This is a genomic window from Mycobacterium sp. (genome assembly GCF_965277065.1).
Classification (GTDB): Bacteria; Actinomycetota; Actinomycetes; order Mycobacteriales; family Mycobacteriaceae; genus Mycobacterium.
Genome location: NZ_CBDIBT010000018.1, coordinates 733,581 through 760,187 on the forward strand (window position 1 = coordinate 733,581; position 26,607 = coordinate 760,187).

18 protein-coding genes are annotated in these 26,607 nt (G+C 67.1%); 12 read left to right on the forward strand and 6 right to left on the reverse strand.

What is annotated here, in order from left to right; all coding sequences use genetic code 11:
* Positions 1–2: 2 nt before the first annotated feature.
* The 5 genes from ACQY5A_RS15065 to ACQY5A_RS15085 are packed head-to-tail and all read left to right on the forward strand — an operon-like array spanning position 3 to position 4,916.
* Positions 3–1,415, forward strand: a complete 1,413-nt coding sequence (locus tag ACQY5A_RS15065) for an extracellular solute-binding protein (RefSeq protein ID WP_428341125.1) — start codon at positions 3–5, stop codon at positions 1,413–1,415.
* Positions 1,412–2,290: a carbohydrate ABC transporter permease gene (locus ACQY5A_RS15070; protein WP_428341126.1), complete on the forward strand. Its 879-nt coding sequence runs from the start codon at positions 1,412–1,414 to the stop codon at positions 2,288–2,290. Before ACQY5A_RS15065 ends, ACQY5A_RS15070 begins: the two co-directional genes overlap by 4 nt.
* 4 nt (positions 2,291–2,294) lie before the next feature.
* Entirely contained in the window at positions 2,295–3,119 is an 825-nt protein-coding gene (locus ACQY5A_RS15075; RefSeq protein ID WP_428341527.1) for a carbohydrate ABC transporter permease, read from the forward strand.
* A 4-nt stretch (positions 3,120–3,123) separates the two neighbouring features.
* On the forward strand, positions 3,124–4,314 hold the full coding sequence (locus ACQY5A_RS15080; protein ID WP_428341127.1) for an ABC transporter ATP-binding protein: 1,191 nt from the start codon (positions 3,124–3,126) through the stop codon (positions 4,312–4,314).
* The gene (locus tag ACQY5A_RS15085; RefSeq protein WP_428341128.1) at positions 4,311–4,916 is read left to right on the forward strand and encodes a suppressor of fused domain protein; all 606 of its coding nucleotides are present in this window, start codon (positions 4,311–4,313) and stop codon (positions 4,914–4,916) included. The genes ACQY5A_RS15080 and ACQY5A_RS15085 overlap by 4 nt, the downstream gene beginning before the upstream one ends.
* Positions 4,917–4,990: 74 nt before the next feature.
* Here ACQY5A_RS15085 and ACQY5A_RS15090 read toward each other — a convergent pair whose 3' ends face one another.
* Complete coding sequence (locus ACQY5A_RS15090; protein ID WP_428341129.1) at positions 4,991–6,118, reverse strand: magnesium and cobalt transport protein CorA; 1,128 nt, start codon at positions 6,116–6,118, stop codon at positions 4,991–4,993.
* 210 nt (positions 6,119–6,328) lie between these two features.
* Here ACQY5A_RS15090 and ACQY5A_RS15095 point away from each other — a divergent pair, with 210 nt between their 5' ends.
* From ACQY5A_RS15095 to ACQY5A_RS15105, 3 genes are read left to right on the forward strand one after another with little or no spacing between them, the layout of a single operon-like run.
* On the forward strand, positions 6,329–7,318 hold the full coding sequence (locus tag ACQY5A_RS15095) for a malate dehydrogenase (protein ID WP_428341130.1): 990 nt from the start codon (positions 6,329–6,331) through the stop codon (positions 7,316–7,318).
* 58 nt (positions 7,319–7,376) lie between these two features.
* Positions 7,377–8,567 (forward strand): NAD(P)-dependent malic enzyme, encoded by a 1,191-nt coding sequence (locus ACQY5A_RS15100; RefSeq protein WP_428341131.1) that lies wholly within the window; start codon positions 7,377–7,379, stop codon positions 8,565–8,567.
* The gene (locus tag ACQY5A_RS15105) at positions 8,564–9,415 is read left to right on the forward strand and encodes a glycine betaine ABC transporter substrate-binding protein (RefSeq protein WP_428341132.1); all 852 of its coding nucleotides are present in this window, start codon (positions 8,564–8,566) and stop codon (positions 9,413–9,415) included. The genes ACQY5A_RS15100 and ACQY5A_RS15105 overlap by 4 nt, the downstream gene beginning before the upstream one ends.
* 68 nt (positions 9,416–9,483) lie before the next feature.
* Here the strand turns inward: ACQY5A_RS15105 and ACQY5A_RS15110 are convergent, their stop codons facing one another.
* The 5 genes from ACQY5A_RS15110 to ACQY5A_RS15130 form a co-directional block, all read right to left on the reverse strand.
* A complete protein-coding gene (locus ACQY5A_RS15110) occupies positions 9,484–10,314 on the reverse strand; it encodes an SDR family NAD(P)-dependent oxidoreductase (RefSeq protein WP_428341133.1) in 831 nt (276 codons plus the stop codon).
* Between the two features lie 347 nt (positions 10,315–10,661).
* Positions 10,662–10,946 (reverse strand): WXG100 family type VII secretion target, encoded by a 285-nt coding sequence (locus tag ACQY5A_RS15115; RefSeq protein WP_428341134.1) that lies wholly within the window; start codon positions 10,944–10,946, stop codon positions 10,662–10,664.
* Between the two features lie 31 nt (positions 10,947–10,977).
* Positions 10,978–11,274 carry a WXG100 family type VII secretion target gene (locus ACQY5A_RS15120; protein ID WP_428339132.1) on the reverse strand — a complete coding sequence of 99 codons (297 nt, stop codon included), beginning with the start codon at positions 11,272–11,274 and terminating at the stop codon, positions 10,978–10,980.
* A 49-nt stretch (positions 11,275–11,323) separates the two neighbouring features.
* Positions 11,324–12,547, reverse strand: coding sequence for a PPE family protein (locus ACQY5A_RS15125; RefSeq protein WP_428341135.1), 1,224 nt, complete (start codon positions 12,545–12,547; stop codon positions 11,324–11,326).
* 15 nt (positions 12,548–12,562) lie between these two features.
* The gene (locus tag ACQY5A_RS15130) at positions 12,563–12,859 is read right to left on the reverse strand and encodes a PE family protein (RefSeq protein WP_428341136.1); all 297 of its coding nucleotides are present in this window, start codon (positions 12,857–12,859) and stop codon (positions 12,563–12,565) included.
* A 301-nt stretch (positions 12,860–13,160) separates the two neighbouring features.
* On the opposite strand from ACQY5A_RS15130, the gene ACQY5A_RS15135 reads away from it, so the two are divergent.
* From ACQY5A_RS15135 to ACQY5A_RS15150, 4 genes are all read left to right on the forward strand, one after another.
* Positions 13,161–13,871 (forward strand): thioesterase II family protein, encoded by a 711-nt coding sequence (locus tag ACQY5A_RS15135; RefSeq protein WP_428341137.1) that lies wholly within the window; start codon positions 13,161–13,163, stop codon positions 13,869–13,871.
* A gap of 623 nt (positions 13,872–14,494) precedes the next feature.
* Entirely contained in the window at positions 14,495–16,240 is a 1,746-nt protein-coding gene (locus ACQY5A_RS15140) for an AMP-binding protein (RefSeq protein WP_428341138.1), read from the forward strand.
* 258 nt (positions 16,241–16,498) lie between these two features.
* On the forward strand, positions 16,499–21,823 hold the full coding sequence (locus tag ACQY5A_RS15145) for a type I polyketide synthase (RefSeq protein ID WP_428341139.1): 5,325 nt from the start codon (positions 16,499–16,501) through the stop codon (positions 21,821–21,823).
* Positions 21,823–26,607: an SDR family NAD(P)-dependent oxidoreductase gene (locus ACQY5A_RS15150; protein WP_428341140.1), complete on the forward strand. Its 4,785-nt coding sequence runs from the start codon at positions 21,823–21,825 to the stop codon at positions 26,605–26,607. Before ACQY5A_RS15145 ends, ACQY5A_RS15150 begins: the two co-directional genes overlap by 1 nt.

Below are 26,607 nucleotides of genomic sequence, written 5' to 3' on the forward strand. Positions count from 1 at the left end.
CTGTGCCGCCCCTTCGCGAGCGCGCGCGCCGGCTGGGTGCGGTCGCCGTGGCTGCGTTGTCGGCCGCGTCGGCGGTGTTCGCCTGCGGTGCCCGCGACGACGGCCGGGTGGTCAGCCTCTACACCCCGGCCGGTGATGCCGCGACGTTCACCGCGGTGGCGCAGCGTTGCACCGACGAGCTCGGTGGCCGGCTGGCCATCCGGCACTTCAGCCTGCCGAAGTCCACCGACGACCAGCGGATACAGCTGGCCCGCCGGCTCAGTGCCCACGACCGCACGGTCGACATCATCGCGATGGACGTGATCTGGACAGCCGAATTCGCCGAGGCGGGTTGGGTGGTGCCGCTGTCCGAGGATCCGGCGCGGCGCGCGGAGGCCGACGCCACCGCCGACACGCTGCCCGGACCGCTGTCGACCGCGACCTGGAAGCACCGGCTGTTCGCGGCGCCCGTCAGCACCAACACCCAATTGCTCTGGTATCGGCCAGATTTGATGGATACGCCGCCATCGACCTGGGACGGCATGATCGACGAGGCCACCCGGTTGCACGCCGCCGGCGAACCGAGCTGGATCGGTGTGCAGGCCAACCAGAACGAGGGCGTGATGGTCTGGTTCAGCACCCTGCTGGAAAGTGCCGGCGGCCAATTGCTTTCCGACGACGGCGGCACGGTCACGCTCACCGATACTCCCGAGCACAGGGCCGCCACCGTCAAGGCGTTGCAGATCATGAAGTCGGTGGCGACGGCGCCGGGCGCCGACCCGTCGGTCATCCGCAGCGACGCCGGCACCGCGCGGTTGGCCTTCGAGCAGGGCAAGTCCGCGCTCGAGGTCAACTGGCCCTACGCGATGGCGTCGATGCTGGAGAACGCGGTGAAGGGCGGTGTGCCGTTTCTACCGCTGAACGATCAGCCGGACCTGGCCGGCAGCATCAACGACGTCGGCTCGTTCCGGCCCACCGAACGGCAGTTCCGCGAGGCATACGACGCCAGCAGAAAGGTTTTCGGCTTCGCGCCGTATCCACGCGCGCTGCCGGAGCAGCCGGCCAAGGTGACCATCGGTGGGCTCAACCTCGCAGTGTCGGCGACGAGCCGGCACAAGGCCGAGGCGTTCGACGCGATCCGGTGTCTGCGCAGTCCGGCCAGCGAAAAGTACATCTCGCTCGACGGCGGCCTGCCCGCGGTGCGCACCTCGCTGTACGCCGATCCGCAGTTTCAGGCGAAATACCCAATGTACGAGATCATTCGGCGACAGCTGACCGATCCCGCGGTCCGGCTCGCGACGCCGGCCTACCAGTCGGTGTCGACGCGTATCGCCGCAACGCTGGCCCCGATCACTCGGATCGATCCGGAGAAGACCGCTGACGACCTGGCCGTGCAGGTGGGCAAAGCGATCCAGGGCAAAGGGTTGCTCCCTTGAGCGGCAACCGCTCCGGGGACAAGCGACTGGCGTTCTTCTTGGTCGCGCCGGCCGCGCTGCTGATGCTGGCCGTCACCGCCTATCCGATCGGCTACGCGGTATGGCTGAGCCTGCAACGCAATAACCTGGCCACCCCGAACGACACCCGGTTCATCGGTCTCGGCAACTATCAGACGATCCTGACCGACCGCTACTGGTGGACGGCGCTCGCGGTCACACTGGCGATCACGGTGGCGTCGGTGGCCATAGAGTTCGTGCTCGGCCTGGCGCTGGCGTTGACGATGCACCGCACGCTGATTGGCAAGGGTCTGGTGCGCACCGCCGTGCTGATCCCGTACGGGATCGTGACGGTGGCCGCCTCCTACAGCTGGTTCTACGCGTGGACACCGGGCACCGGCTATCTGGCTAACTTGTTGCCGCACGGCAGCGCTCCACTGGCGCACCAGTTTTCGTCGCTGGGCATCGTGGTGATCGCCGAGGTGTGGAAGACGACACCGTTCATGTCGTTGCTGTTGCTGGCCGGTTTGGCGTTGGTGCCGGCGGATCTGTTGAAGGCCGCGGAGGTCGACGGCGCCGGAGCGTGGCGTCGGCTGCGTACGATCACACTGCCGCTTATCAAACCAGCGATCCTGGTCGCGCTGCTGTTCCGTACCCTGGACGCGTTTCGGATCTTCGACAACATCTACGTGCTCACCGGGGGCACCGGCAACACCGGATCGGTGTCGGTCCTGGGCTACGACAATTTGTTCAAGGGCTTCAATGTCGGCCTCGGCTCGGCGATTTCGGTGCTGATCTTCTGCTGCGTCACCATGATCGCGTTGCTCTTCATCAAGGTCTTCGGCGCCGCGGCACCCGGTGGTGGCGATGGGCGCTGAACGGATCGCTGCGCGGCGCGCGGCCGGATGGGTGATCGTCGACGCCTTGGTGCTGCTGTACGCGTTGGTGCCGGTGCTGTGGATTCTCAGCCTCTCGCTCAAACCGACGTCAACGGTCAAGGACGGCAAGCTGATTCCGTCACACGCGACGTTCGACAACTACCGCGGAATTTTCCGCGGGAACTACTTCAGCTCCGCGTTGGTCAACTCGATCGGGATCGGTGTGCTCACCACGGTGATCGCGGTGGTGATCGGCGCGATGGCGGCGTATGCGGTGGCGCGCCTGGAGTTCCCCGGTAAACGCGCGCTGATCGGGGCGGTGCTGTTGATTTCGATGTTCCCGGCGATCTCGCTGGTCACCCCGCTGTTCAATATCGAACGCCGGATCGGGCTGTTCGACACCTGGCCCGGGCTGATCATCCCGTACATCACGTTCGCACTGCCGCTGTCGATCTACACGCTGTCGGCGTTCTTCCGGGAGATCCCGTGGGATCTGGAGAAGGCGGCCAAGATGGACGGCGCCACCCCGGCCCAGGCTTTCCGCAAGGTGATCGTGCCACTGGCGGCGCCGGGCATCGTGACGACGGCGATCCTGGTCTTCATCTTCGCCTGGAACGATCTGCTGTTGGCGTTGTCGCTGACCGCCACCAAAGCGGCGATCACCGCGCCGGTGGCGATCGCGAACTTCACCGGCAGTTCGCAATTCGAGGAGCCGACCGGCTCGATTGCGGCGGGCGCCATGGTGATCACGGTGCCGATCATCGTTTTTGTTCTAGTCTTCCAACGACGGATCGTTGCGGGGTTGACGTCCGGTGCGGTGAAGGGATAGCGCGATGGCCGAAATTGTGTTGGACCGAGTGACCAAGAACTACCCCGACGGCGCGTTGGCGGTGCAGGAATTCAGCCTCACCATCGCCGAGGGCGAGTTCATCATCCTGGTCGGGCCGTCCGGCTGCGGAAAATCGACGACGCTGAATATGATTGCCGGCCTTGAGGATATCTCGTCGGGGGAGCTGCGCATCGGCGGCGAGCGGGTGAACGAGAAGGCGCCCAAGGACCGCGACATCGCGATGGTGTTCCAGTCGTATGCGCTGTATCCGCACATGACGGTGCGCCAGAACATTGCCTTCCCGCTCACGCTGCAGAAGATGAAGAAGGCCGAGATCACCAAGAAGGTCGAGGACACCGCGAAGATTCTCGACCTGACCGAGCTGCTCGACCGAAAACCCGGGCAGTTGTCCGGCGGGCAACGCCAACGGGTGGCGATGGGCCGGGCGATCGTGCGGCACCCCAAGGCATTTCTGATGGACGAGCCGCTGTCCAACCTCGACGCGAAGCTGCGGGTGCAGATGCGCGGTGAGATCGCCCGGCTGCAGCGGAGGCTGGGCACCACCACCGTCTACGTCACCCACGATCAAACCGAGGCGATGACGCTCGGCGACCGCGTGGTGGTGATGCGCGGCGGCGTGGTACAGCAGATCGGGCCGCCCGACGAGCTGTACGAGCGGCCCGCCAACCTGTTCGTCGCGGGCTTCATCGGATCACCGGCGATGAACTTCTTCCCCGCCGGCGTGACCGCCACCGGGCTGCGCCTGCCGTTCGGCGAGGTGACCCTGACCCAGCCCGTCCTCGATGTGCTCGCGGCACATGCGGCGCCGGAGAACGTGATCGTCGGCGTCCGGCCGGAACATCTGAAGGACGCCGCCCTGATCGACGCCTACCAGCGGATCAGCGCGTTGAGCTTCGAGGTGAAGGTCGACATGGTCGAGTCGCTCGGTGCCGACAAGTACGTCTACTTCACCACCGAAGGCTCCGCCGTGCACTCCGACCAGCTGTCCGATCTCGCCGAGCTCGAGGCCGAATCCGGTTCCCCGGAGCACGAATTCGTCGCCAGGGTGCCGGCCGCGTCGAAGGCCGCGAAAGGCAAGACGCTGGAGTTGGCTTTCGACACAACGCAACTCGCCGTGTTCGATCCCGACACCGGGGCGAACTTGACTCTTCCGCCGCCGCCCGAGGCCGCGTGACCCAGCCGTTGGACCGGGTGCGCGCGCACCTGGATACCCACTTCGAGCACGCCGAGCCCGCTGTGGCCAGCGTGACGTTCTTGGGCGCCGAGTCGATCGAGGTGCTGCGCTACCGCGTCGACGCGGACGCCCGGGGTGCGGTGGCGCACTATGTCTCGCTGGGCTGCTCGCGCCACCCGATGGTCGACCCGACCGCGGTGCTGGCCGATCCCGAACTCGGCCCGCGGGCCGAAGTCGTTCTGCGGCTGCGTGATACGAAGGCCATTACCGGCCTGGCCCGCAGTCTGGCCATCGTGGCGGCATCGCCGGCCGTGGAGGGCGTCGTGCTGATGCCCGACGCGCTGGTCGACCTGAGCGGGCCGCTGTGGACCCAGCCGTCGGTGCGGGTGCCGTTCAGCGCGGTGTTGTTGGGCGACAGCGACATTGCCGAGCTGCCGCTGGACCCGCCTCGCGATCCGGTGCGCTTCCTGTCCGCGACACCGATCACCGCCACCGAGGCGGCGTGGGTCCGGCTGAAAGGCGCCGACGCGATGCGCGAGGCGTGGCAAGCCGACGGGGTCGACGTGCTGGACCCCAATCGGCCCGCCGCGCAGCCGCACTGAGCGTTGAGTCTGCGCCTGCGGCGGCAAAGTGCGAGAGAGCTCCGCCCGCAACGCAGAGTCAAACCCGTAGACCGTTACAGCCAGTCGTTGCGCCGGAAGTTGCGGTGCAGCAGTAGACATACCAACGCCGTGCCGACGATGGTCGTCGGATAGCCCCAATGCCATTTCAGCCCGGGCATGTACTCGAAGTTCATCCCGTAGATACCGGCGACCATCGTCGGTATCGCCAGCAACGCCGCCCACGCCGACATCTTGCGCATGTCGGTGTTCTGCTGCATCTCGACCCGAGCCAGCGCGGCCTGCACCAGCGAGCTGAGATTCTCGTCGTAGCTGGCGATCTGATCCGCCGCATGGGTGTGGTGGTCGCCGACGTCACGCAGATAGCGCCGGACCTCTTTGGAGACCAGGTCCTTGTGTTCGCTCTGCAATCGCGCGAACGGCACCGACAGCGGGTTGACCGACCGTCGCAGCTCGACCACCTCGCGCTTCATCTGATAGATCGGCTCGATCTGGGTGCGGTGGTCGGGCGCGAAGGCCTCTTCCTCGATGGCATCGATGTCGCCCTCCATCAACTGGGTGACGTCGAGGTAGTGGTCGACGACCGCGTCGGCGATGGCGTGCATCACGGCGAACGGGCCCAGCTGCATGTGCTCGGGGTCGGCATCCATCCGTCTGCGGACATCGGAGAGCCGTCCGTGATCGCCATGCCGGACCGTCACCACGAAATCGCGGTTGACGAAGACCATGATCTCGCCGGTCTCGACGATCTCGCGGGCCAGCAAGGTCGACTCGTGTGGGACGTAGTTGAGCGTCTTGAGGACCAGGAACAGCGACTCGTCGTAGCGCTCGAGTTTGGGCCGCTGGTGAGCGCAGACCGCGTCCTCGACGGCCAGCTCGTGCATGCCGAAGGCTTCGCCGACTTCCTGCATCTGGTGCTCGGTGGGCGCGTGCAAGCCGATCCAGGCGAAGGCTTCCTGGCCGCCGAGCTGAAGGTCGGTCACTTTGGCCCGCGCTTCGGCGTAGCTGAAGGTCCCCGGAAGCCGCTCGCCGTTGACGTAGATCCCGCAGTCGACCACCGCCTGGTCGGCGGTCAGACGATCGGGCTGCCCGTCGAGCGGCGGATGGGGAGGTTCGTCCCGCTGGGGCCATGCCAGTGGACGCAGTGTCTCGGGTATGTCGCGTAGTTCACGAAACGAAGGCATCCGTAACCTCCCGTCTGCAGCGCGAATCCAATTGAGCCTTGGTGATGCTACGCGCGTCGGCTGGCTATTTCGTGTCGGCGATCTCGCTGGCCAGCGTCTATCCGGGGTAAGGATTTCTCCAGCTGCTGCGTGCGCTAGTTTCGACGCGACGCGATTGGCGTACCAGGGCCGATATCCACCTGCCGATCTCCACGCAAGGAGCGAATGACCGTGAGCACTGCACCCCTGAAGGTTGCCGTCACCGGAGCCGCCGGCCAGATCGGCTATAGCCTGCTGTTTCGGCTGGCCAGCGGCTCGCTGTTGGGCCCAGACCGTCCGATCGAGCTGCGGCTGCTGGAGATCGAGCCGGCCCTCAAGACACTCGAGGGTGTCGTGATGGAGCTCGACGACGGCGCGTTCCCGCTGCTGTCCGGCGTCCAGATCGGCGCCGACCCCAACAAGATCTTCGACGGCGTGAACCTGGCCCTGCTCGTCGGCGCCCGCCCGCGTGGGCCGGGCATGGAGCGCGGCGATCTGCTGGAAGCCAACGGCGCGATCTTCACCGACCAGGGCAAGGCGCTGAACTCGGTGGCCGCCGACGACGTCCGCGTCGGCGTGACCGGCAACCCGGCCAACACCAACGCGCTGATCGCGCAGAACAACGCTCCCGACATTCCCAAGGAGCGGTTCTCCGCGCTGACCCGACTGGACCACAACCGGGCCCTCTCGCAGCTGGCCAAGAAGACCGGCGCGAAGGTCACCGACATCAAGAAGGTCACCATCTGGGGCAACCACTCGGCCACCCAGTACCCGGACATCTTCCACGCCGAGATCAACGGCAAGAACGCCGCCGAGGTCGTCGACGACGAGAAGTGGATCGCCGACGACTTCATCCCGACCGTCGCCAAGCGCGGCGCGGCGATCATCGACGCGCGCGGCAGCTCCTCGGCCGCCTCGGCGGCGTCGGCCACCGTGGACGCGGCCCGCGACTGGCTGCTGGGCACGCCGAAGGACGACTGGGTCTCGATGGCCGTCATCTCCGACGGCTCCTACGGCGTGCCGGAGGGTCTGATCTCGTCGTTCCCGGTGACCACCTCCGGTGGCGACTGGAGCATCGTGCAGGGTCTGGACATCAACGACTTCTCCCGTGGCCGGATCGACAAGTCGACTGCCGAGCTGGCCGACGAGCGCAGCGCGGTCACCGAGCTGGGCTTGATCTGAGCCGCCGGCAGCACTCGTCGATTAGGGCTACTAATGAGTAGTCGTTACGCTGGGCAACGTGTCTGAATTGGTTGAATCGATACAGACCCACAGTGACGAGGGCGCGATCACCGATGCGGAGATCTTCGAGGCGCACTCCGGGGGCAAACTGTCCGTCGGCTTGACGACGGCGCTGGACACTCAGCGCTCGCTGTCGATCGCCTACACCCCCGGTGTGGCGCAAGTGAGCCGTGCGATCGCCGGCGACCACACGCTGGCGGCCCGCTACACGTGGTCTGGCCGACTGGTCGCGGTCGTCAGCGACGGCAGCGCGGTGCTCGGTCTGGGCGACATCGGGCCGGCCGCCTCGCTGCCGGTGATGGAAGGCAAGTGCGGGCTGTTCAAAGAGTTCGCCGGCCTGGACGCCATCCCGATCGTGCTGGACACCAAGGACCCCGACGAGATCGTCGAGACGCTGGTCAGGCTGCGCCCGACATTTGGTGCGGTGAACCTCGAGGACATCTCCGCGCCGCGCTGCTTCGAGATCGAGCGCCGCGTCGTCGAGGCGCTGGACTGCCCGGTGATGCACGACGACCAGCACGGCACGGCGATCGTGGTGCTGGCCGCGCTGATGGGGGCTGCCACCGCGCTCGACCGTGACATGACCACGTTGCGGGTCGTCGTCTCCGGCGCCGGGGCAGCGGGCGTGGCATGCGCTAATCTTCTTCAGGCCAGGGGCATTTCGGACATCACCGTGCTCGACTCCCAAGGCGTCCTGCACCGCGACCGGGCCGGCATGAACGACGTCAAAGCCGAACTCGCCGCGCGCACCAACCCGCACGACCGCACCGGTGGCATGGTCGAGGCGCTCGAAGGCGCCGACGTCTTCCTCGGCGTCTCCGGCGGTGTGGTGCCCGAGGAACTGATCGCCACCATGGCGTCCAACAGCATCGTGTTCGCGCTGTCGAACCCCGACCCGGAGGTCCACCCGGACGTGGCGGCCAAGCACGCCGCGATCGTCGCCACCGGGCGCAGCGACTTCCCGAACCAGATCAACAACGTGCTGGCCTTCCCAGGCGTGTTCCGCGGAGCGCTGGACGCCGGTGCCCGCCGGATCACCGACGAGATGAAAATCGCTGCGGCCGAGGCTATTTACGCCATCGCCGCCGATGACCTGGCGAACGACCGAATCGTTCCGAGTCCGCTCGATCCCCGGGTCGAGCCGGCGGTTGCCGCCGCGGTTGCCGCGGCGGCAGACACCGCGGAGTGACGGCCGGCCGACTCCCTGCGCTGGCGCTGACCGCTGCGCTGGCGACGGCGGGTTGTGGCCACCGCACCGCACATCACCCAGCCGACTTGGTGGTCGGATCCCGCGCCGGTGTCGAGTCGACGCTGCTGGCGGACGTCTACACCGGGGCGTTGCGGTCGTATGGTTTTCCGACGCATACCGAGCAGGCGCCAGATCCACTGTCCAAGTTGGACTCCGGCGCGTTTGTCGTCGTCCCCAGCCTCACCGGACGGGTGTTGCAGGCGTTCCAGCCGGGGGCCAACGTGCGCTCCGACGCGCAGGTCTACAAGACGATGATCGGCGCGTTGCCGGAGGGCATCGCGGCCGGCGATTACGCCACCGCCGCCGAGGACAAGCCCGCGCTGGCGGTGGCCGGGTCCACGTCGAAGGATTGGGGCGGAAGTGATCTCGGCGTTTTGGCCAAGCACTGCGACGGACTGACCGTCGGATCGATCCCCGGCGCCCGGACACCCGCGGCGATCGGCGGCTGCCGACTATCTGCCGGTCACGAATTCAGCGACGATGCAGCGCTTTTCGCGGCTGTGAGGTCCGGCGAGGTGACGGCGGCCTGGACCACAACGGCGGACCCGAACGTGCCCGCCGATCTGGTGGTGCTGACCGACGGCAAGCCGGCGCTGGTGCAGGCCGAGAACGTGGTGCCGCTCTACCGTCGCAACGAGTTGACCGATCGTCAGTTGCTGGCGATCAACGAGGTGGCCGGCGTGCTGGACACCGCCGCGCTGGTCGACATGCGCCGCCTGGTGACCGCCGGGGCCGATCCGCAGGCGGTGGCCGACGCCTGGCTGAACGAACACCCGCTCGGCCGCTGACGACGATGCAGACCGGAACGGTCTGGGGAGGAGCAGCGCAAACGGCACCGCTGACGACGATGCAGACCCTAGCGCGACGCCGGTTTGATCCGGCGGATGACGGGGGCGAAAAGCTTCTGGTAGTTCGAACCGGTGATCCGCACAAGCAGGTCGATGATGACGGCGTCCTGGCCGACCAGCACCCGGGCCTTGTTCTTGCGAACGCCGTCCAAAATGATTTCCGCCGCTCGTTGCGGGGTGGTGGAGGCCAGTCGCTTGTCGAAGACTTTCGACTGCGCAGCGGGATCCACGCCCTCGGCGGTCAGGCCGTTGCGGGCGATCGCGGTCTTGATCCCGCCGGGGTGGATCGATGTCACCTTGACCGGCTCGCGGTTGAACACCATCTCCTGGCGTAACGCCTCGGTGAAGCCGCGGACCGCGAACTTGGCCGAGTTGTACGCGGCCTGCCCGGGGATGGACAGCATCCCGAACAGGCTGGAGATGTTGACGACGTGGCCGTCGCCGGAGGCGACCAGATGAGGCAGAAAAGCCTTGGTGCCGTTGACAACTCCCCAGAAGTCGACGTCCATCACCCGCTCGATGTCCTTGAACGCGGTGATGTCGACGTCGCCGGTGTAGGCGATTCCGGCATTGTTGTAGATCTGGTTGACCTTGCCGAAGTGGTCCTTGATGTGATCGGCGTAGACCTGGAAAGCCTCACGCTCGGTGACGTCGAGGCGGTCGCTGCGGACTGGGGCGCCGATGGCCTCGAGCTGTTCCCGGGTTTTCGCGAGCCCTTCGAGGTCGACATCGCTGATCGCCAGCGAGGCGCCCGAGCGGCCGAGCTCGAGGGCCAGTGCCTGGCCGATTCCCGATCCGGCGCCGGTCACTGCGGCAACTTTTCCGGCAAAGCCGTCCATGGACACTCCTCGTCACGTCATTGTTGTCCAGGCTAGCCGGTACCGGCGGTATCGCCCTCGCGCGGGTGGTCCCGACGACGAGACACGACCCTCGCATCCGCCGCTGAGGACGGCGGCACACGTTTTGGTTTGTGACCACTGGAGATATCACGGCCGGGCTGATATCGCGCGTGACCGCGTTTTACAAAAGAGCGGCAGCCAGCTGTCGGTGCTGCTGTGGCTCGTGGTGACTAACTCCTTAGCCACGAGCGGCTGTTACACACCAAAACGCCAACAGGCCCGCGTGGTGCGGGCGCTGCCGGCGCCTCGAACAACGTTCAACGCCAACGCAGTTGAGTTTTACAGCGTCAGGCCCAGCTGGAGCCGACGGCGGAGTCGGTGCTCGACATGTTGTTGCCAGCGGTCTGCACCTTCTGGCCGTGGCTGTTGGCCTGCTCGTAGATGGTCTGGAAGTTGCGACCCAACTGGGTGATGAACTCCTGGCAGGCTACGGAACCCGAGCCGCCCCAGAAGTCACCGGCAGCCAGCACATCGCGAACGATGGCCTGGTGCTCGGCCTCCAGGGAAGCGGCCTGGGAACGGATCATCGCGCCGTGGGCGTCGACATCACCGAACTGGTAACTGATCGACATGACTGTTCTCCTACAGGGTTTCGGTGATCGACTAGCTGGACAGGATCTGCTGCGAGCCCTGCTCTTGGGCCTCGTAGTTGTTGGCATCGCGGATCAGCCCGTCACGCACACCGTGCAGCATGTTGACGATGTTGCGGAACGCGGTGTTCATCTGGCCCATGGTGTCGTGCGACGTCATCTGAGCGGTACCGCTCCAGCCAGCTCCGGCGATGTTCTGCGAAGACGCCCACATCTTGCGGGCCTCGTCCTCGACAGTCTGGGCGTGCACGTCGAAACGTCCCGCCATCGACCGCATCTCGTGCGGGTCGGTCATGAAGCGTGTGGGCATGTTGTTCTCCTATCGGGGCGTGTTAGCTGGTCACTGCGTTGTGAGGATTTTATCCGCCGGCGGGCGAGCGCGGCATCACCTTGGCGGCGACACGCGAGCCCACGGTGCTCATACCGCGTCCGGCCAGCGCGCCCATCAACCCTTGCGAGAACGGGCTGGTGGGCAGGCCGTGCATCAGGCTCGGCGGCGCGACGCTGGTCGACGGCAGCAGCGGGGCGGCGCGGTCCAGGCCGCCTTCCGCACCGGTGTGCCACGCGTGCGGTACCGACAGCCCGCCCGCGTGCATCGCGTTGGCCATCTGCGCCTGGATCCCGGCCTGGATGCCGGCACCCCATTTGCCGAGTTGGCCGCTGACGCCGCTCATCACGGTCGAGGCCTTGTCGTCGATCAGCTTGCTGACGTTGCCCAGCAGCGAGTCCTTCATGCCGACCAGGGTGTCGCCGCTGACGCCGGCGCCGCTGCTGCCGCCGCCGCTCATGAACATACGAGCGGGCGTGCTGCCCAGCATGCCCATGTAGTACGTCGCCTGCACGGGAAGCAATGCGGCGGAAGGGTTAGCGGCGATCGCTGTGGCGACGGTCGGGAGGAAGGTCGGCAGATCGGCCAACGACGTCAGCGCGGTTTGACCCGTCGACCCGGCGGCTCCGTAGCCGAACAAGTCCGCAAGGGCGTTGATGGCGCCGATGGTCAGCGAGTCGGTGCTGCTGTCGGCCGCGGCCGCTGCGGGCGCCGCGGCCTGGGAGCCGCTCGTCACCAGCGGTGCGACCGTCTGCGCGGGCAGGGCGCCGGAGGCACCAGTCGATGCCTGCTGGTAGGTGTCCATGCCCAAGGCGTCCTGGATCCACATATCCAGGTACTCGGCCTCGTTCTGGGCGATCGCGCCGGTGTTCTGGCCGAGGAAGTTGTTGGAAACCAGCGTGGCCAACTCGGCGCGGTTGGCCGAGATCAGCGGCGGCGGAACCATCGATGCGTACGCCGTCGTGTAGGCGCCGGCAGCAGCCTTGGCCTGGGCCCCGGTCTGGGCGGCTTCGGCCGCGGTGCTCTGCAGCCAGGCGATGTACGGCTCAGCCGCCGCGGCCATGTGCGTCGACGACGGTCCGAGCCACGTTCCGGTGGTCAGGTTGGTGATCGCGGTCTGGTATTGCGTGGCGGTGGCCTCCAGATCGGCGGCCAGCCCGTCCCACGCCGTCGCGGCCTCCAACAACGGAGCGGACCCCGCGCCCTGGTACATCAGCGCAGAGTTGATCTCGGGAGGTATCAGCGAGAAGCTCATCGACCTACGCCCCGCCTAGCCGGACGCAGCCGCGTTGGCCGCTTCGGTCAACGCGTACGCGCCGGCGCCGGAGCGCAGCGCGGCCACCAACTGCTCGTGCACCTCTGCGGCCTGCGCGGCGATCTGCTGGTACGTCGCGCCGTGCGTGCCGAACTGCGCGGCCGTCATCGCCGAGACGAGATCCGAAGCCGCCGGGGCCAAGGACGTCGTCGGCCCAGCCGCGGCCGAGTTCTGAGCGATCATCGCGTCGCCGATTCCGGACAGCGTGCCTGCAGCCCCCTGCAACACGTCTGGCTGTGTGGTTACGAACACTTTCCAACCTCCTCCAACAACCGCACCGACTCTGAAGCTGAACACTACTTCAGATCGGGGCGTTTGGATTGACCTCCCCTAGAGCGATCGCCACACATGATGGCGTTGAAATCCTAAGGCTTTTTCGCCTTTGGCGATAGCCGAATCGGGAAACCGTTCGACCGGAAACGGCTCAGTTTTCTCTTTGCTTTTTCACAGGTCTTCATTTGGTTGTGTGAACGGCGTTAGCTCATCGGCCGTCGGAACATGCCGCCGTCGCGTCGCGGCGGGACCTGCACGTGGGGGACTGTATCGTTGCCGCGTGACCGGGCAGCCACCAAAGCTTTACATCTTTCCGCACGCAGGGGGATCGGCCGAGTTTTACGTCCCCTTTGCCAAAGCCTTTGCCAGCGATATAAAACGTGTCGCCGTCAGGTATCCCGGGCGCGGTGGTAATCACGACCTCGGGTCTTTCACCACGATCGGTGATCTGGCCGACAAGGTTTGCCAGATGATCAAGCCGCCTCAGGACGCGGACGAGAAAATCGCCTTCTTCGGCCACAGCATGGGCGGGCTGCTGGCCTTTGAGGTCGCGCGCCGATTCGAGCTGGCAGGCAGTCCGATTGCTGCACTGTTCGTCTCGGCCGTCGCCGCACCGGGCCACGTGGGCTACGAGCATGTGCCCGAATCCGACCGTGGACTGCTGGACGCGGTGAGCGAGATGACGGGGGTTGATCCGGAGTTTTTGGAAAACGAGGAATTCGCGGCCGCGATCCTGCCGACGCTTCGGGGCCTCAAGGCGATCTCGAAATACGATTGTCCGCCGGGCGAGAAGCTCTCCTGCCCGATCTCGGCGTTCTTGGGTGATGACGACGAAGTCGCGACCCCGGAGAAGGTTCAGCCTTGGGTTGAACGCACAACTTCACAGTTCACGATGAAAGTTTTTCCCGGTCACCATTTTTATCTGACCGAACACATCACCGAGTTGGTAGGCGACATCGAACCCAAGATCTTGTCCTCTTGTAGAGGTTGAGCTACTTCCCCAATTAAATCGATTCCTGTCAATTTTCTGTACGTATTCAATCGTCGAAATCCTTAAACAGCCAAACAATTGGACGTGACCACCGATAACCTGGACGGCGGGGCCCTCGGGTGCCGGATCCGGGTCTCCACGGGTGCCCAACTGGGGGATCTTCGAAAAAAGTGAATAACGCCACATCACGGTGCCAGTGCGGCGAAACACAGCAAACCCCCTCTTCGGCGGAGGTTTCACAGGCGCCGCAGGCGTCTCACGAGTCGCGCCGGCGCGTCGGCGCCTCCTCGCCCGCGGCCGAGTGGTCCCTGAACCTCCAGCACCGCCGCCACCACGCAAAAGAGCCCGCAAAGGAGTTAATTATTCGGCGTCGTGCGTTTCAACTAACCGTCCGGTAAGGTCGGCCTGTCGTGACTGGGGAGTGGATACCTCCGGAAGCGACCCAGATAGCAAACCTATAGTCTCAGCAATGACGCTGATGGGAACGGCCCATCCGTTTGGCGCGCGTCTTACATTCTTGGGTTTTTGGTCCGAGAAGTGCGTTGCCCCTGTTAATCTCCTGCATCACAAGCGCCCGTCTAGTTGTTGTCCGGGGCTCTAGATCTTTGAGGGGTGGTGTCCCGATGGCAGTTACGGAAGCCTCAATTGCCGTGGTACTGCGGGAATGGGCGCGGCAGCAACCAGACGCACCGGCCTATACGTACGTCGACTACGACGTCGACCCGGCCGGCTATCGCCAGACCCTCACGTGGTCTGAGCTCTACGGTCGCGTGCAAGCGCTGGCCGCGGAAATCGCCACCGTCGGCGCGCCGGGGGACCGCGCCGCCATCCTCGCGCCGCAGGGCCTGGAGTACATCGTTGCGTTCTACGGAGCGCTGGAGGCCGGGTTGGTTGCGGTGCCGCTTCCCGTACCGCAGTTCGGCGCCCACGACGAGCGGGCCTCGGCTGCGTTGCAGGATTGCGCTCCCACCGTTTTGCTGACCATCTCGTCGGTCGTCGACGACGTCGTCGGCAACGCCCGCTCGCTGCCCGGCAAGGCCCCGGCGCTGATCGAGGTCGACAGTCTCGACCTCGACGCGGTGCCGGACTTCCAAATCCCGCCGGCCCCGCGGACCAAGAACGCGGTGCTGCAGTACACCTCCGGCTCGACGCGTCAGCCGAAGGGCGTCGTGGTCACGCACAAGAACATCCTGGCCAACTGCCAGCAGGTGCGGGAGGACTACTTCGAGGCCGAGGGAGCAGTGCCGCCGTCCGACACCACGCTGCTGTCCTGGCTGCCCGTCTACCACGACATGGGTTTGCTACTGGGCGTCACCGGAGCGCTGACCATGGGCCTGCACTCGGTGCTGATGAGCCCGATGGCGTTCTTGCAGCGTCCCGCGCGTTGGATCCAGGAGATGGCGAACAACACTCGCGTCTTCACCGCGGTGCCGAACTTCGCCTTCGAGCTGGCCGCGCGGCGGACCACCGACGAGGACATGGTCGGGCTCGACCTGTCCGGCGTGCACACGATCCTGTCCGGCAGTGAGCGCGTGCACGCGGCCACCATCCGGCGTTTCACCGACCGCTTCGCGCAGTTCGGCTTCCCGGCCAGCTCGCTGAAGCCGTCGTACGGCCTGGCCGAGGCGATGGTCTACGTGAACTCGTCCGGCCCGAACCGCGCTCCGACGGTCGCCATTTTCGACTACGAGAAGCTGTCCGCCGGCCACGCGGAGGCCTGCGACAACGAGACCGGAGTCGAACTGGTCAGCGTCGGCATCCCGCGCGCGTCGACCATTCGCATCGTCGACCCGGAGACCCGGGTCGAAAACCCGGCCGGCATGGTCGGCGAAATCTGGCTCCATGGCGATAACATCGCCGCCGGTTACTGGCGCAAGCCGCAGCAGACCCAGAAGGCCTTCGGTGGTCAGCTGGTCGACCCGTCGAGCGGCACTCCGCTGGGCCCGTGGCTGCGTACCGGCGACCTTGGCACCATCCACGACGGCGAGCTGTACATCATCGGCCGGATCAAGGACCTGCTGATCGTCGACGGGCGTAACCACTACCCCGACGACATCGAGGCCACCACCCAGGAGATCAGCGGCGGCCGGGTCGCGGCGATCTCCATCGAGGACGGTCGCACCGAGCGCCTGATCGTGATCGCCGAGATGAAAGACAAGGGCAACTCCCAGGAGATGCAGAACCGTCTCCGCGATGTGAAAGCCCAAGTCACGTCGGCCATTTCGAAGTCGCATGGGCTGCGGGTGGCTGACCTCGTGCTGGTTCCGCCGGGGTCGATTCCGATCACCACCAGCGGGAAGATCCGCCGTTCGTCGTGTGTTGAGGTCTACCAGCAGGACGACTTCAGCCGTCTGGATTCCACTGCTTAGCGGGGCCCGGACGGCTTTACACCGCAGCGGGAGTAAAGCCAGTGTCTTCTTTAGAATTCTCAATGCCCGCTGTGCAGGGGGGGTGCGTTCGGCAACAGCCGAGTGACGGTAACATCAGTCACTTCGGCTGGGTGGAACGTTGTGGGCGCGACGAGGCGAACCGACTGGACACGCCCGGATGACATCGGTGGGCGGCGCGGCGTCTCTCGCACACGGTGTAAAACAACAACAACTTTCCGACAGACCGGGGGGAGCGCGATGACTGCTGCACCGTCGGACCGTCGGGCCATCATCACCGAGGCGTTGCGCAAGATCGACGACCTGACAGCGCGGCTGCACATCGCCGAACAAGGCGACACCGAACCCATCGCGGTAGTAGGGATAGGTTGCCGGCTCCCGGGTGGAGCAGACAGCCCCGATCAATTCTGGCGGATGCTGCAGGACGGCGAGAGCGGCATTGTCGGAGTTCCGGCCGGGCGCTGGGACGCCGACGCCTTCTTCGCCGAGGACCACTCCATCCCCGGCACGATCGTCAGCAAGGAGGGTGGATTCCTCACCTCCTGGCGTCCCGACGAGTTCGACGCCGACTTCTTCGGGATCTCACCACGCGAGGCCGCGGCGATGGATCCCCAGCAGCGGCTGTTGCTCGAAGTCACTTGGGAGGCACTAGAAAACGCGGGCATCACCGCGCCCGAGATCCGCGGCACCCAGACCTCGGTGTTCGTCGGCATGACGACACACGATTACGGGCTGAGCCTGTCCAGTCGGCTGCCGCCGGAACACGTCGACCCACACGTGCCGTTCGGTAACGCGGCGAACTTCGCTGCCGGACGCCTGTCCTACTTCCTGGGTGCGCACGGCCCCGCGGTCGTGCTCGACACCGCCTGCTCGTCGTCGCTGGTCACCGTGCACTTGGCCTGTCAGAGCCTGCGCCGGCGCGAGAGCGACCAGGCGCTGGTGGCCGGAGTCAACTTGATGCTGAGCCCGGAGAACAGCATCGCCACCTCGCGGTGGGGGATGCTGGCTCCCGACGGACGCTGCAAGACTTTCGACGCCAGCGCCGACGGCTACGTGCGCAGCGAGGGCTGCGGCGTCGTGGTGCTCAAACGGCTCAGTGACGCAGTGCGCGACGGTGATTCGGTGCTGGCCGTGGTGCGCGGGTCGGCGGTCAACCAGGACGGGCCCAGCAGCGGCCAGACCGTGCCCAGTGGGCCTGCCCAGCAGGCGGTGCTGCGGGCGGCGCTGGCCGCGGCTCGACTCGAGCCCTCGGACATCGATTACATCGAGGCCCACGGCACCGGTACCGCGCTGGGCGATCCGATCGAATTAGGAGCGCTACACCAGGTTTTCGGCGAACGCAGCGGCTCGGCTCCGTTGGTGCTGGGGTCGGTCAAGACCAACCTCGGCCACCTGGAGTCGGCCGCCGGCATCGCCGGTCTCATCAAGACCGTGCTCACCGTGCAGCGCGGCTACATTCCACGCCATCTGCACTTCACCGCGCTGACGCCCAACGCCGTTGAGGGAGCGTCGGACTTCACCATCGCCGCGGACGGTATGGACTGGCCTGCCGTCGGGCGTGTGCGCCGCGCCGGGGTGTCGTCGTTCGGGGTCAGTGGCACCAACGCCCACGTGGTCATCGAGCAGGCGCCGGCACTTGAATCTGTTGCGCCGCAACCGGAACCGGTAACCACCACGCTGGTGGTCTCGGGCAAGACTCCGGCGCGTGTCGCCTCGACGGCCGCGACGCTGGCCGACTGGATGATCGGTGCGGGCGCCGCGGTGCCGTTGGTCGATGTCGCCCACACGCTGAACCACCACCGCACTCAGCACAAGAGTTTCGCGACGCTGGTCGCGCGGGAACGAGCCCAAGCCGTTGCCGGTCTGCAGGCGCTGGCGGCCGGCCAGTCCGCGATCGGGCTCGTCGAGCCGCACGAGGGATTGTGCAAGCCCGGAACCGTTTTCGTGTATTCGGGGCAGGGCTCGCAGTGGCCCGGAATGGGCCGGCAGTTGCTGGTCGACGAGCCGGCGTTCGCCGCCGCGGTCGAGGAGTTGGAGCCGCTGTTCTTCGAGCACATGGGGTTCTCGCTGCATCAGGTGCTGATCGAGGGCCAGCGGGTCTCCGGCGACGCCCGGGTCCAGCCGGTGCTGATGGGCCTGCAGTTGGCGCTGACCGCGTTGTGGCGCTCCTACGGCGTGGAACCCGATGCGGTGATTGGACATTCGATGGGGGAGGTGACCGCGGCCGTGGTGTCCGGGGCGCTGACCCCGGACGAGGGTCTGCGTGTCATCGGGACCCGGTCGCGGCTGATGGCCCGGCTGGCCGGTCAGGGCGCGGTGGGCCTGCTGGAGATGGACGCCGAGGCGGCGGAGCAGCTGCTCGCTGACTACCCGCAGGTGGGCCTGGCCGGATTCCTGTCGCCGCGTCAAACCGTGATCGCCGGTGCGCCTGCGCAGGTCGACGCGGCGATCGTCGCGGTCGGCGAGCAGGAGCGTTTCGCGCGACGGGTGAAGATGGAAGTCGCCTCGCACACCGCGCTGATGGATCCCATTCTTCCCGAATTACGTTCAGCGCTGGCCGATTTGAAGCCCAAGGCGCCGACGATTCCATTCATCTCCACCGTCGCCGACCCGGCCGCGGCGCCGACGCTGGGCGCCGACTACTGGGTCGACAACGTGCGCCAGCCGGTGATGCTGCACCAGGCCGTCACCGCCGCCTCCGCGCAACACGCCACCTTCGTTGAGATCAGCCCGCACCCGACGCTTACCCATGCCATCACCGAGACGCTGGAGTCGGTGCACCATCACAGCGTTGGGACGTTGTCGCGCCAGGGCGATGACACCGTCAGCTTCCACACCAACCTCAACAGCACGCACGTCTTGCGCCCGCCGACGGTGCCGCATCCGCCCGAGCCGCACCCGGTGCTGCCGAGCGCGCCGTGGCACCACACTCAGCACTGGATCAGCGCCGAGGAATTCGTGAAGACCGCCGAGTCGGCGCCACAACGCGGCACGCTGCTCGGTCAGCATATCCCGGTCGCTGCGACACCGCCGACGCACCTGTGGCAGGCGCGCTTGACGTCCACCACCAAGCCGTACCCGGGCTCGCACCACAACAACGGTGTCGAGATCATCCCGATATCGATTCTGCTGCAGACGCTTTCGGCGGCCGGTGCAGAGTATGACGCATCGGCGCTGTCCGACATTCGCTTCGAGTACCCGATCGTCGTCGGAGAACCACGCGTCATTCAGGTGGTCGCCGACGGCGGTTCCGTCACGGTGTCATCGAGCGCCTCGGGGTCGAATTCCGAGGGCGGGGGCCAACATTGGATCCGGCACGCCACGGCGCGCATCGCCCGTGACGCCGATCGCCCGTCGGTCGGCTTGGCGGAGGCAGTGGCTGCCCCGGGTTCAGCCGACACGCAGTTCTCCGACGAGTCGGTGACGTCGCTGTGGCGGACCTGGGGAAGTGAAGGACGTCCGTTTGGTTGGTCGATCGTCTCGTGTGAATCGAAGGCCGGCGAACTGCGGGCCGACGTCGAACTGACCCAAGCCTCGCCGGTTGCGTTGCTGGACGCCGCTATTCACATCGCTCGACTGCTGGACAGTGACAATCCGCGGCTGATGGTTCCGGCCGCCGTAACCGACGTCCGGTTCGAGGGTGAGCTCGCCGACCCGAGCGGTCGCGTCGAGGTCCGCCGTCGCGGCGGCGACGACGACGAGCTCGTCGTCGACATCACCGTGACCGCGTCGGACGGTAGCCCCTGCATCGAGGTGCGCGGACTGCGTTACGCGGCGGTGGATTCCAGCGCAGCCGCCGGTCGTATCGACGATCCCGCCGCGATGGTGCACGCCATCGACTGGCAGCCGTTCACCCCCGACGAGGGCAACGACGGCAACACCGTCGGCGGTCCGAACACCCTCGCGGTGCTCGGCGAGGGCGACATTGCCGCCGGCCTGCGCGGCGGGCTGACCCACGACGGCTATTCATCAGCCGCGGCCGCCGATGCGCGCTACGTCCTCTATGTCGCCGAAACCCGTTCCGGGGAAAGCCATGTCGACGTTGCTGTACGGACGTCGATGGAGCTGGTGGACCTGGTCCGCGGGCTGGCCGAGCGCGACGAGAGTCATCCGGCCACGCTGTGGATCATCACCCGCGGTGTGCGCGAAGGCAGCTCCGACGCCGCGGTCGCGCAGAGCCCGCTGTGGGGGACCGCCGGAGTCATCCGGGCCGAGCAGCCGCAGCTGTGGGGCGGTCTGGTCGACCTGCCGGACGGCGCGACGATCACTTCGCTGCTGCCGGCATTGACCCCGATGCTGCGGACCCCGGCGAAGTCGATCCTGGCGCTGCGCGACGGCGAATTCCTGGCACCGGGCCTCGTGCCGCTCTCCGGCGAGCCGGTGCGCGAGCCGCTGCGCTGCCGCCCGGACGCGGCCTACCTGATCACCGGTGGACTGGGTGCGCTCGGTCTGCTGACGGCCGGTTGGCTGGCCGAGCGCGGAGCCCGTCGGGTGATCCTGGCCGGCCGCACCGCGCTACCGCCCCGCCGTGAGTGGGACAGCGACAGCAACGACGCCGCCACCGCGCAGAAGATCACCGCCGTCCGCGCGCTGGAGGCCCGCGGTGTGGTGGTCGAAGCTGTGGCGCTCGACATCGGATCACCCGAGGCCATCCGGGCGCTGCTGACCAAACGCGACGACGAGGGCGCGGTGCCGATCCGCGGCGTCGTCCACGGCGCCGGCATCACCGACGCCGAGCTGTTCACCGAGATGGAAGAAAGCCGGTTGCGGCGCACGGTCTGGCCCAAGATCGCCGGGGCGCAGGTCCTACACCAGGCTTTTCCGCCCGGCACCCTCGACTTCATGTTCTTGACGGCCGCGGCCGGCGCGGTCTTCGGCGTCCCGGGCCAGGGTGCCTACGCGGCGGCCAACGCCTACCTCGACGGCTTGGCCCAGGCCCGCCACCGGCAGGGCTGCCGCACCGTCAGCCAGGACTGGGTGGCCTGGCGCGGGCTCGGCTTCGGCGCCGAAGCCCAGATCGCGCTGCAGGAACTCGAGCGTCTCGGGTCGCGGGCCATCACCGCCGAGGAAGCCTTCGCCGCCTGGGATCACCTCGCGCGCTACGACGTCGCGCAAGCCGTCATGGCGCCGATGGCTTCGACTTCGGCGACCGCTGGCTCCAGTACCGAGTCGCACGCGGCGACCCCGGCCTGGTCAGAGATGCCCGCCGACGAGGTCCGCAGCGAACTGCAGACCGGGTTGCGGGCCATTCTGGCCCGCGAGCTGCACCTGGCCGAGGCCGATCTCGACCTGGACCGGCCGTTCGCGGAATACGGTCTGAACTCGGTGATGGCGATGTCGGTCCGGCGCGACACCGAGTTGTTCGTCGGCATCGAGCTATCCGCGACCATGCTCTTCAACTATCCGACTATCGTGGCGCTCGCGGAGCACCTCGCCAAAAAGTTGGCTCCGCAGCCGGAATCCGACAGCGAAATCGACGTTCTGGGCGATTCGGACGGCGGCGTGTTGAGTGAGCTGTTCGCTCACGTGGAGTCGGCACCGGCTGGCAGCGAAAGGGGCATCTGATGACGTCCTCGTATGACGAGGAAGCGCTGCGGCACTGGCTGGCCGACTACCTTGTGACCACTGTCGGTTGCAGCCCGTACGACATCGACTTCGACGCCCCGATGAGCGATCTAGGGCTGGGTTCGCGCGACGCCGTGGTGCTCTCCGGTGAGCTGTCCGAACTGCTCGGCCGCAAAGTCTCGCCCGTCGAGTTCTGGCAGCATCCGACGATTGCCGACCTGGCCCGGTTCCTGACCGGCGTCGAGTCGCTGCCCACCGAAGCCGAGGGCGAGGCCTTCCGCGGTCACCTGGACGAACCGGTCGCGGTGATCGGTCTGGGCTGCCGGCTCCCCGGCGGCATCTCCGGCCCGGACGAGTTCTGGCAGTTCATCTGCGAGGGCCGCAACGCGGTCACCGAGGTGCCGGCCGAACGCTGGGCACCATTCGACGACGGCACCCCCGAGGTCGCGGCGGCGCTGGCCGACACCACCCGGTTCGGCGGCTACATGGACAACCTCGACGCCTTCGACGCCGAGTTCTTCGACATCTCCAGCCGCGAGGCCGCCAAGATGGACCCGCAGCAGCGCATGCTGCTCGAAGTCGCTTGGGAGGCACTGGAACACGCGGGCATCCCGCCGAGTGCACTGCGCCGCTCGCAGACCGGGGTGTTCGCCGGCGCGTGCTACACCGACTACGGCTATGTCGCGGGCATGGACCTCACCAACGTCGACGCGTGGACCAATTCCGGTGGCGCACTGAGCATCATCGCCAACCGGCTGTCGTACTTCCTGGACTTCCGCGGACCATCGGTCACCGTCGACACCGCCTGCTCGTCGTCGATCGTGGCCCTGCACCTGGCCTGCCAGAGCCTGCGCACCGGCGACTCCGATGTGGCGCTCGCCGCGGGTGTGAACCTGATGCTGGCGCCGTCGGTTGTCCGCGCCTTCGACCAGACCGGCGCGCTGTCGGCCACCGGGGCTTGCCGCGCCTTCGACGCCGACGCCGATGGGTTCATCCGTGGTGAGGGCTGTGGCGTCGTGGTGCTCAAGCGCCTGAGCGACGCCGTGCGCGACGGCGATCGGGTGCTGGCAGTGGTGCGAGGCTCGGCGGTGAACCAGGACGGCCGGTCCAACGGCCTGCTGGCCCCCAACCCCGCTGCCCAGATGGCGGTGCTGCGCTCGGCCTACGTCAACGCGGGCGTGGCGCCGCAAGAAGTCGACTACGTCGAGGCGCACGGCACCGGAACGCCACTCGGCGACCCGATCGAGGCACGCGCTCTCGGCACGGTGCTGGGACGCGGTCGCGCCGAAGACGCGCCGCTGCTGATCGGTACCGCCAAGACCAACCTCGGCCACCTCGAGGCCGCCGCCGGCATCGCCGGTCTGATCAAGACCGTGCTCGCGGTGCACACCGGCACCATCCCGCCGAGCCTGCACTTCCACACCCCCAACCCGCACATCCCCTTCGACCAGCTGCGTCTGAAAGTGGTTGCCGAGCAACAGGACTGGCCGCACACCGGCCAGCCGCGCCGGGCGGGCGTGTCATCGTTCGGTTTCGGTGGCACCAACGCGCACGCGGTGATCGAGCAGGCGCCCCCAGCCCTGCCGGTGATCCGCGAGGCCGACCCGGCCGTGACCACGCTGGTGGTGTCGGGCAAGTCGAACGAGCGAATCTCCTCGCAGGCCCGCGCGCTGGCCGAGTGGCTGCAGGGTGCCGGCGCCGAGGTGCGACTGCCCGACGTGGCGCACACCCTCAACTATCACCGCGAGCGGCACGCCCAGTTCGCCACCGTGTGCGTCCGCGACCGCGAGCAGGCAGTGGCCCAGTTGCAGGCGCTGGCCGACGGCCGATACACCGATGGTGCAGAGGGAACAGTCGGCCCGCATGACGGGCCGTGCAGCCCCGGCACGGTGTTCGTGTTCTCCGGCCAAGGTTCGCACTGGGCCGGGATGGGCCGGCAACTGCTGGCCGACGAGCCGGTGTTCGCCGAGGCGATCGCCGAGCTGGACCCGATTTTCGTTGAGCAGGTTGGCTTTTCGCTGCAGCAGATCATCGCCAACGGCGAGGCGATCAGCGGCGATGCGCAAGTCCAGCCGGTGCTGATGGGCCTGCAACTGGCGCTGACCGAGTTGTGGCGGTCCTATGGCGTCCACCCGGACGCGGTGATCGGCCACTCGATGGGCGAGGTCACCGCGGCGGTGGTGGCCGGCGCGGTGAGCGTGGTCGACGGCCTGCGGGTGATCGCGATCCGGTCGAAACTGATGTCGAAGCTCGCCGGCCAGGGCGCGGTGGCGCTGCTCAAGCTCGACCCCGCGGCGACCGAGGCGTTGATCGCCAACCATGCGGGAGTCAGTGTGGCGGGCTACATCTCGCCGCGCGAGACGGTGATCGCCGGCCCGGTGGCCTCGGTCGACGCGGTGGTGGCCGCGGTGAGCGCGCAGAACAAGTTCGCCCGTCGGGTCAACATGGAGGTGGCGTCGCACACCGCGTTCATGGACCCGATCTTGGACGAATTGCGAACGGCGCTAGCCGATTTGACCCCCGAGATCCCCACAATCCCGTTCTATTCGACGGTGATGGAGGGCATCGCGTCGCCGATGCTGGACGCCGATTACTGGGTGTCCAACGTGCGTCAGCCTGCGCTGCTCAGCCAGGCCGTCGCCGCAGCGGCGGAAGAACACGGCACCTTCATCGAGATCAGCGCGCACCCGATCCTGACCAACGCGGTCGGCGACACGGTGGATCCTGCCAGCCACCATCACAGCGTCGGCACGTTGTGGCGCGACGGCGACGACACGGTCCGGTTCCACACCAACCTGAACGCCGTCCACACCAGCCACCCGCCGCAGACGCCGCATCCGGTCGAGCCGCACCCGATGCTGCCGACCACGCCGTGGCACCACAGCCGGTTCTGGGTCAATACGCGACCGGTCACACCGACCAGAAGTGTTGCGGCCATTGACAACACGGTCGTGCCCGTGGACGGCCCGATTCCGTCGCAGTGGTACCTCGACCTGGCCTGGCCGGCCCGTCCGCTGTCCGGGGCGCGCGAACTATCCGGAAAAGAGGGCGAGGCCGAAAGCTCGTGGCTGGTCATCACCGACTCCGAACTGGGCGATGAGATCGGCCACGTTCTCGGCGACGAATTCGCCGCCACGGTCGAGTCGACGTCGCTGCTGGCGCAGGGAGCCGACCCGGAGGCGATCACCGATGCGCTGGCCGGGGTGACCCACGTGCTCTACGCGCCGAAGGTGACCGGCGGCCAGTTCGATTTCGAGGACGGCTACGAACTGTTCAACGCCGCGCGTCGACTGACTGCGGCGATCGCCGAAATCGGCGTGCCACCAAAGCTTTACCTGCTCACCCGCAACGCCCAACCGGTCGGCGACGGCGACCGCGCCATCGCGTCCCAGGCGGTGCTGTGGGGCCTGGGTCGCACGCTGGCGCTGGAGCACCCCGAATTCTGGGGCCGCGTGATCGACATCGACGAGTCGGTGCCCGATGGTCTGGCCGCCGTCTACGTCGTGGACGAGGCCCAGGCCGACGACGACGAGGACCAGGTCGTCTACCGGGCCGGCCTGCGTCGGGTTCCGCGTCTTCAGCAGGCCCACCAGCCGTCGACCGGGCCCGCTGAATTGTCCAAAGCCAGCAGCTATCTGGTCATCGGCGCGACCGGAAACATTGGGCCGCACCTGATCCAGCAACTCGCCGACTCGGGTGCGGGCACCGTGGTCGCGGTCTCGCGTAATCCCGGTTCGCGCCTCGACGATCTCACCGCCCGGCTGGCGAGTTCCGGCACCACCGTGGTGACGGCCGCCGCCGACGCGGCGGACGAATCCGCCTTGAGCGCGGTGTTCGACCGCTTCGGCGCGGACCTGCCGCCGCTGGCCGGGATCTATGTGGCCGCATTCGGCGGTGGGCCGATCACGCTGCTGGACATGACCGACGACGACGTCACCGCGATGTTCCGGCCCAAGCTGGACGTGGTTGCGCTGCTGCACCGGCTTTCGTTGCGGCACAAGGTGGAACAGTTCGTGCTGTTCTCGTCGATCTCCGGCCTGACCGGGTCTCGCTGGCTGGCGCACTACACCGCGACCACCACGTTCCTGGACACCTTCGCGCTGGCCCGCCGGGCCGCCGGACTTGCGGCCACCGCGATCAACTGGGGACTGTGGAAGTCGTTGTCCGACGGGCAATCCGAAGAGGAGCGTCAGGTCACCCTGGCTTCCGGTCTGGAGCCGATGGCCGACGATGTCGCGATCCAGGCGCTGTCGTTGCTCACCGGCCCCGGTGCCGCGTCGCGGCCGACCGTGGTGGCCGCGGACTGGCCGCTGCTAGCCGCCGCGTACCGGACCCGGGCAGCGCTGCGCATCGTGGATGACCTGCTGGCCACCGACACCGCCGCTGGCGACAGCTCGGCTGAACGCAGCACCGAATTCCGGAATGCGTTGCGCGCGGCCGACCCGGCCCGGCGCCGCGGCATCCTGGTCGATCACGTCACCGCACAGGTGGTCGGGGCGATGGGATTGGCCTCGGCGCAACTGCTCGACCCGTCCGCCGGCTTCTTCCAGTCCGGCATGGACTCGCTGATGAGTGTGACGCTGCAGCGTGCCCTGTCGGACAGCCTCGGCGAGACGCTGCCCGCGTCGGTGGTGTTCGACTACCCGACCGTCGAGGCGTTGTCGGAGTACCTGGCCACGCTGATTCCGGAGGTGGCCGACGCCGCCGACGACGAAAGCGCTGACGACTACGACGACTTCAGCGACGACGAACTTCTCAAAGAGCTTTCGGAAAGGCTTGGTTAG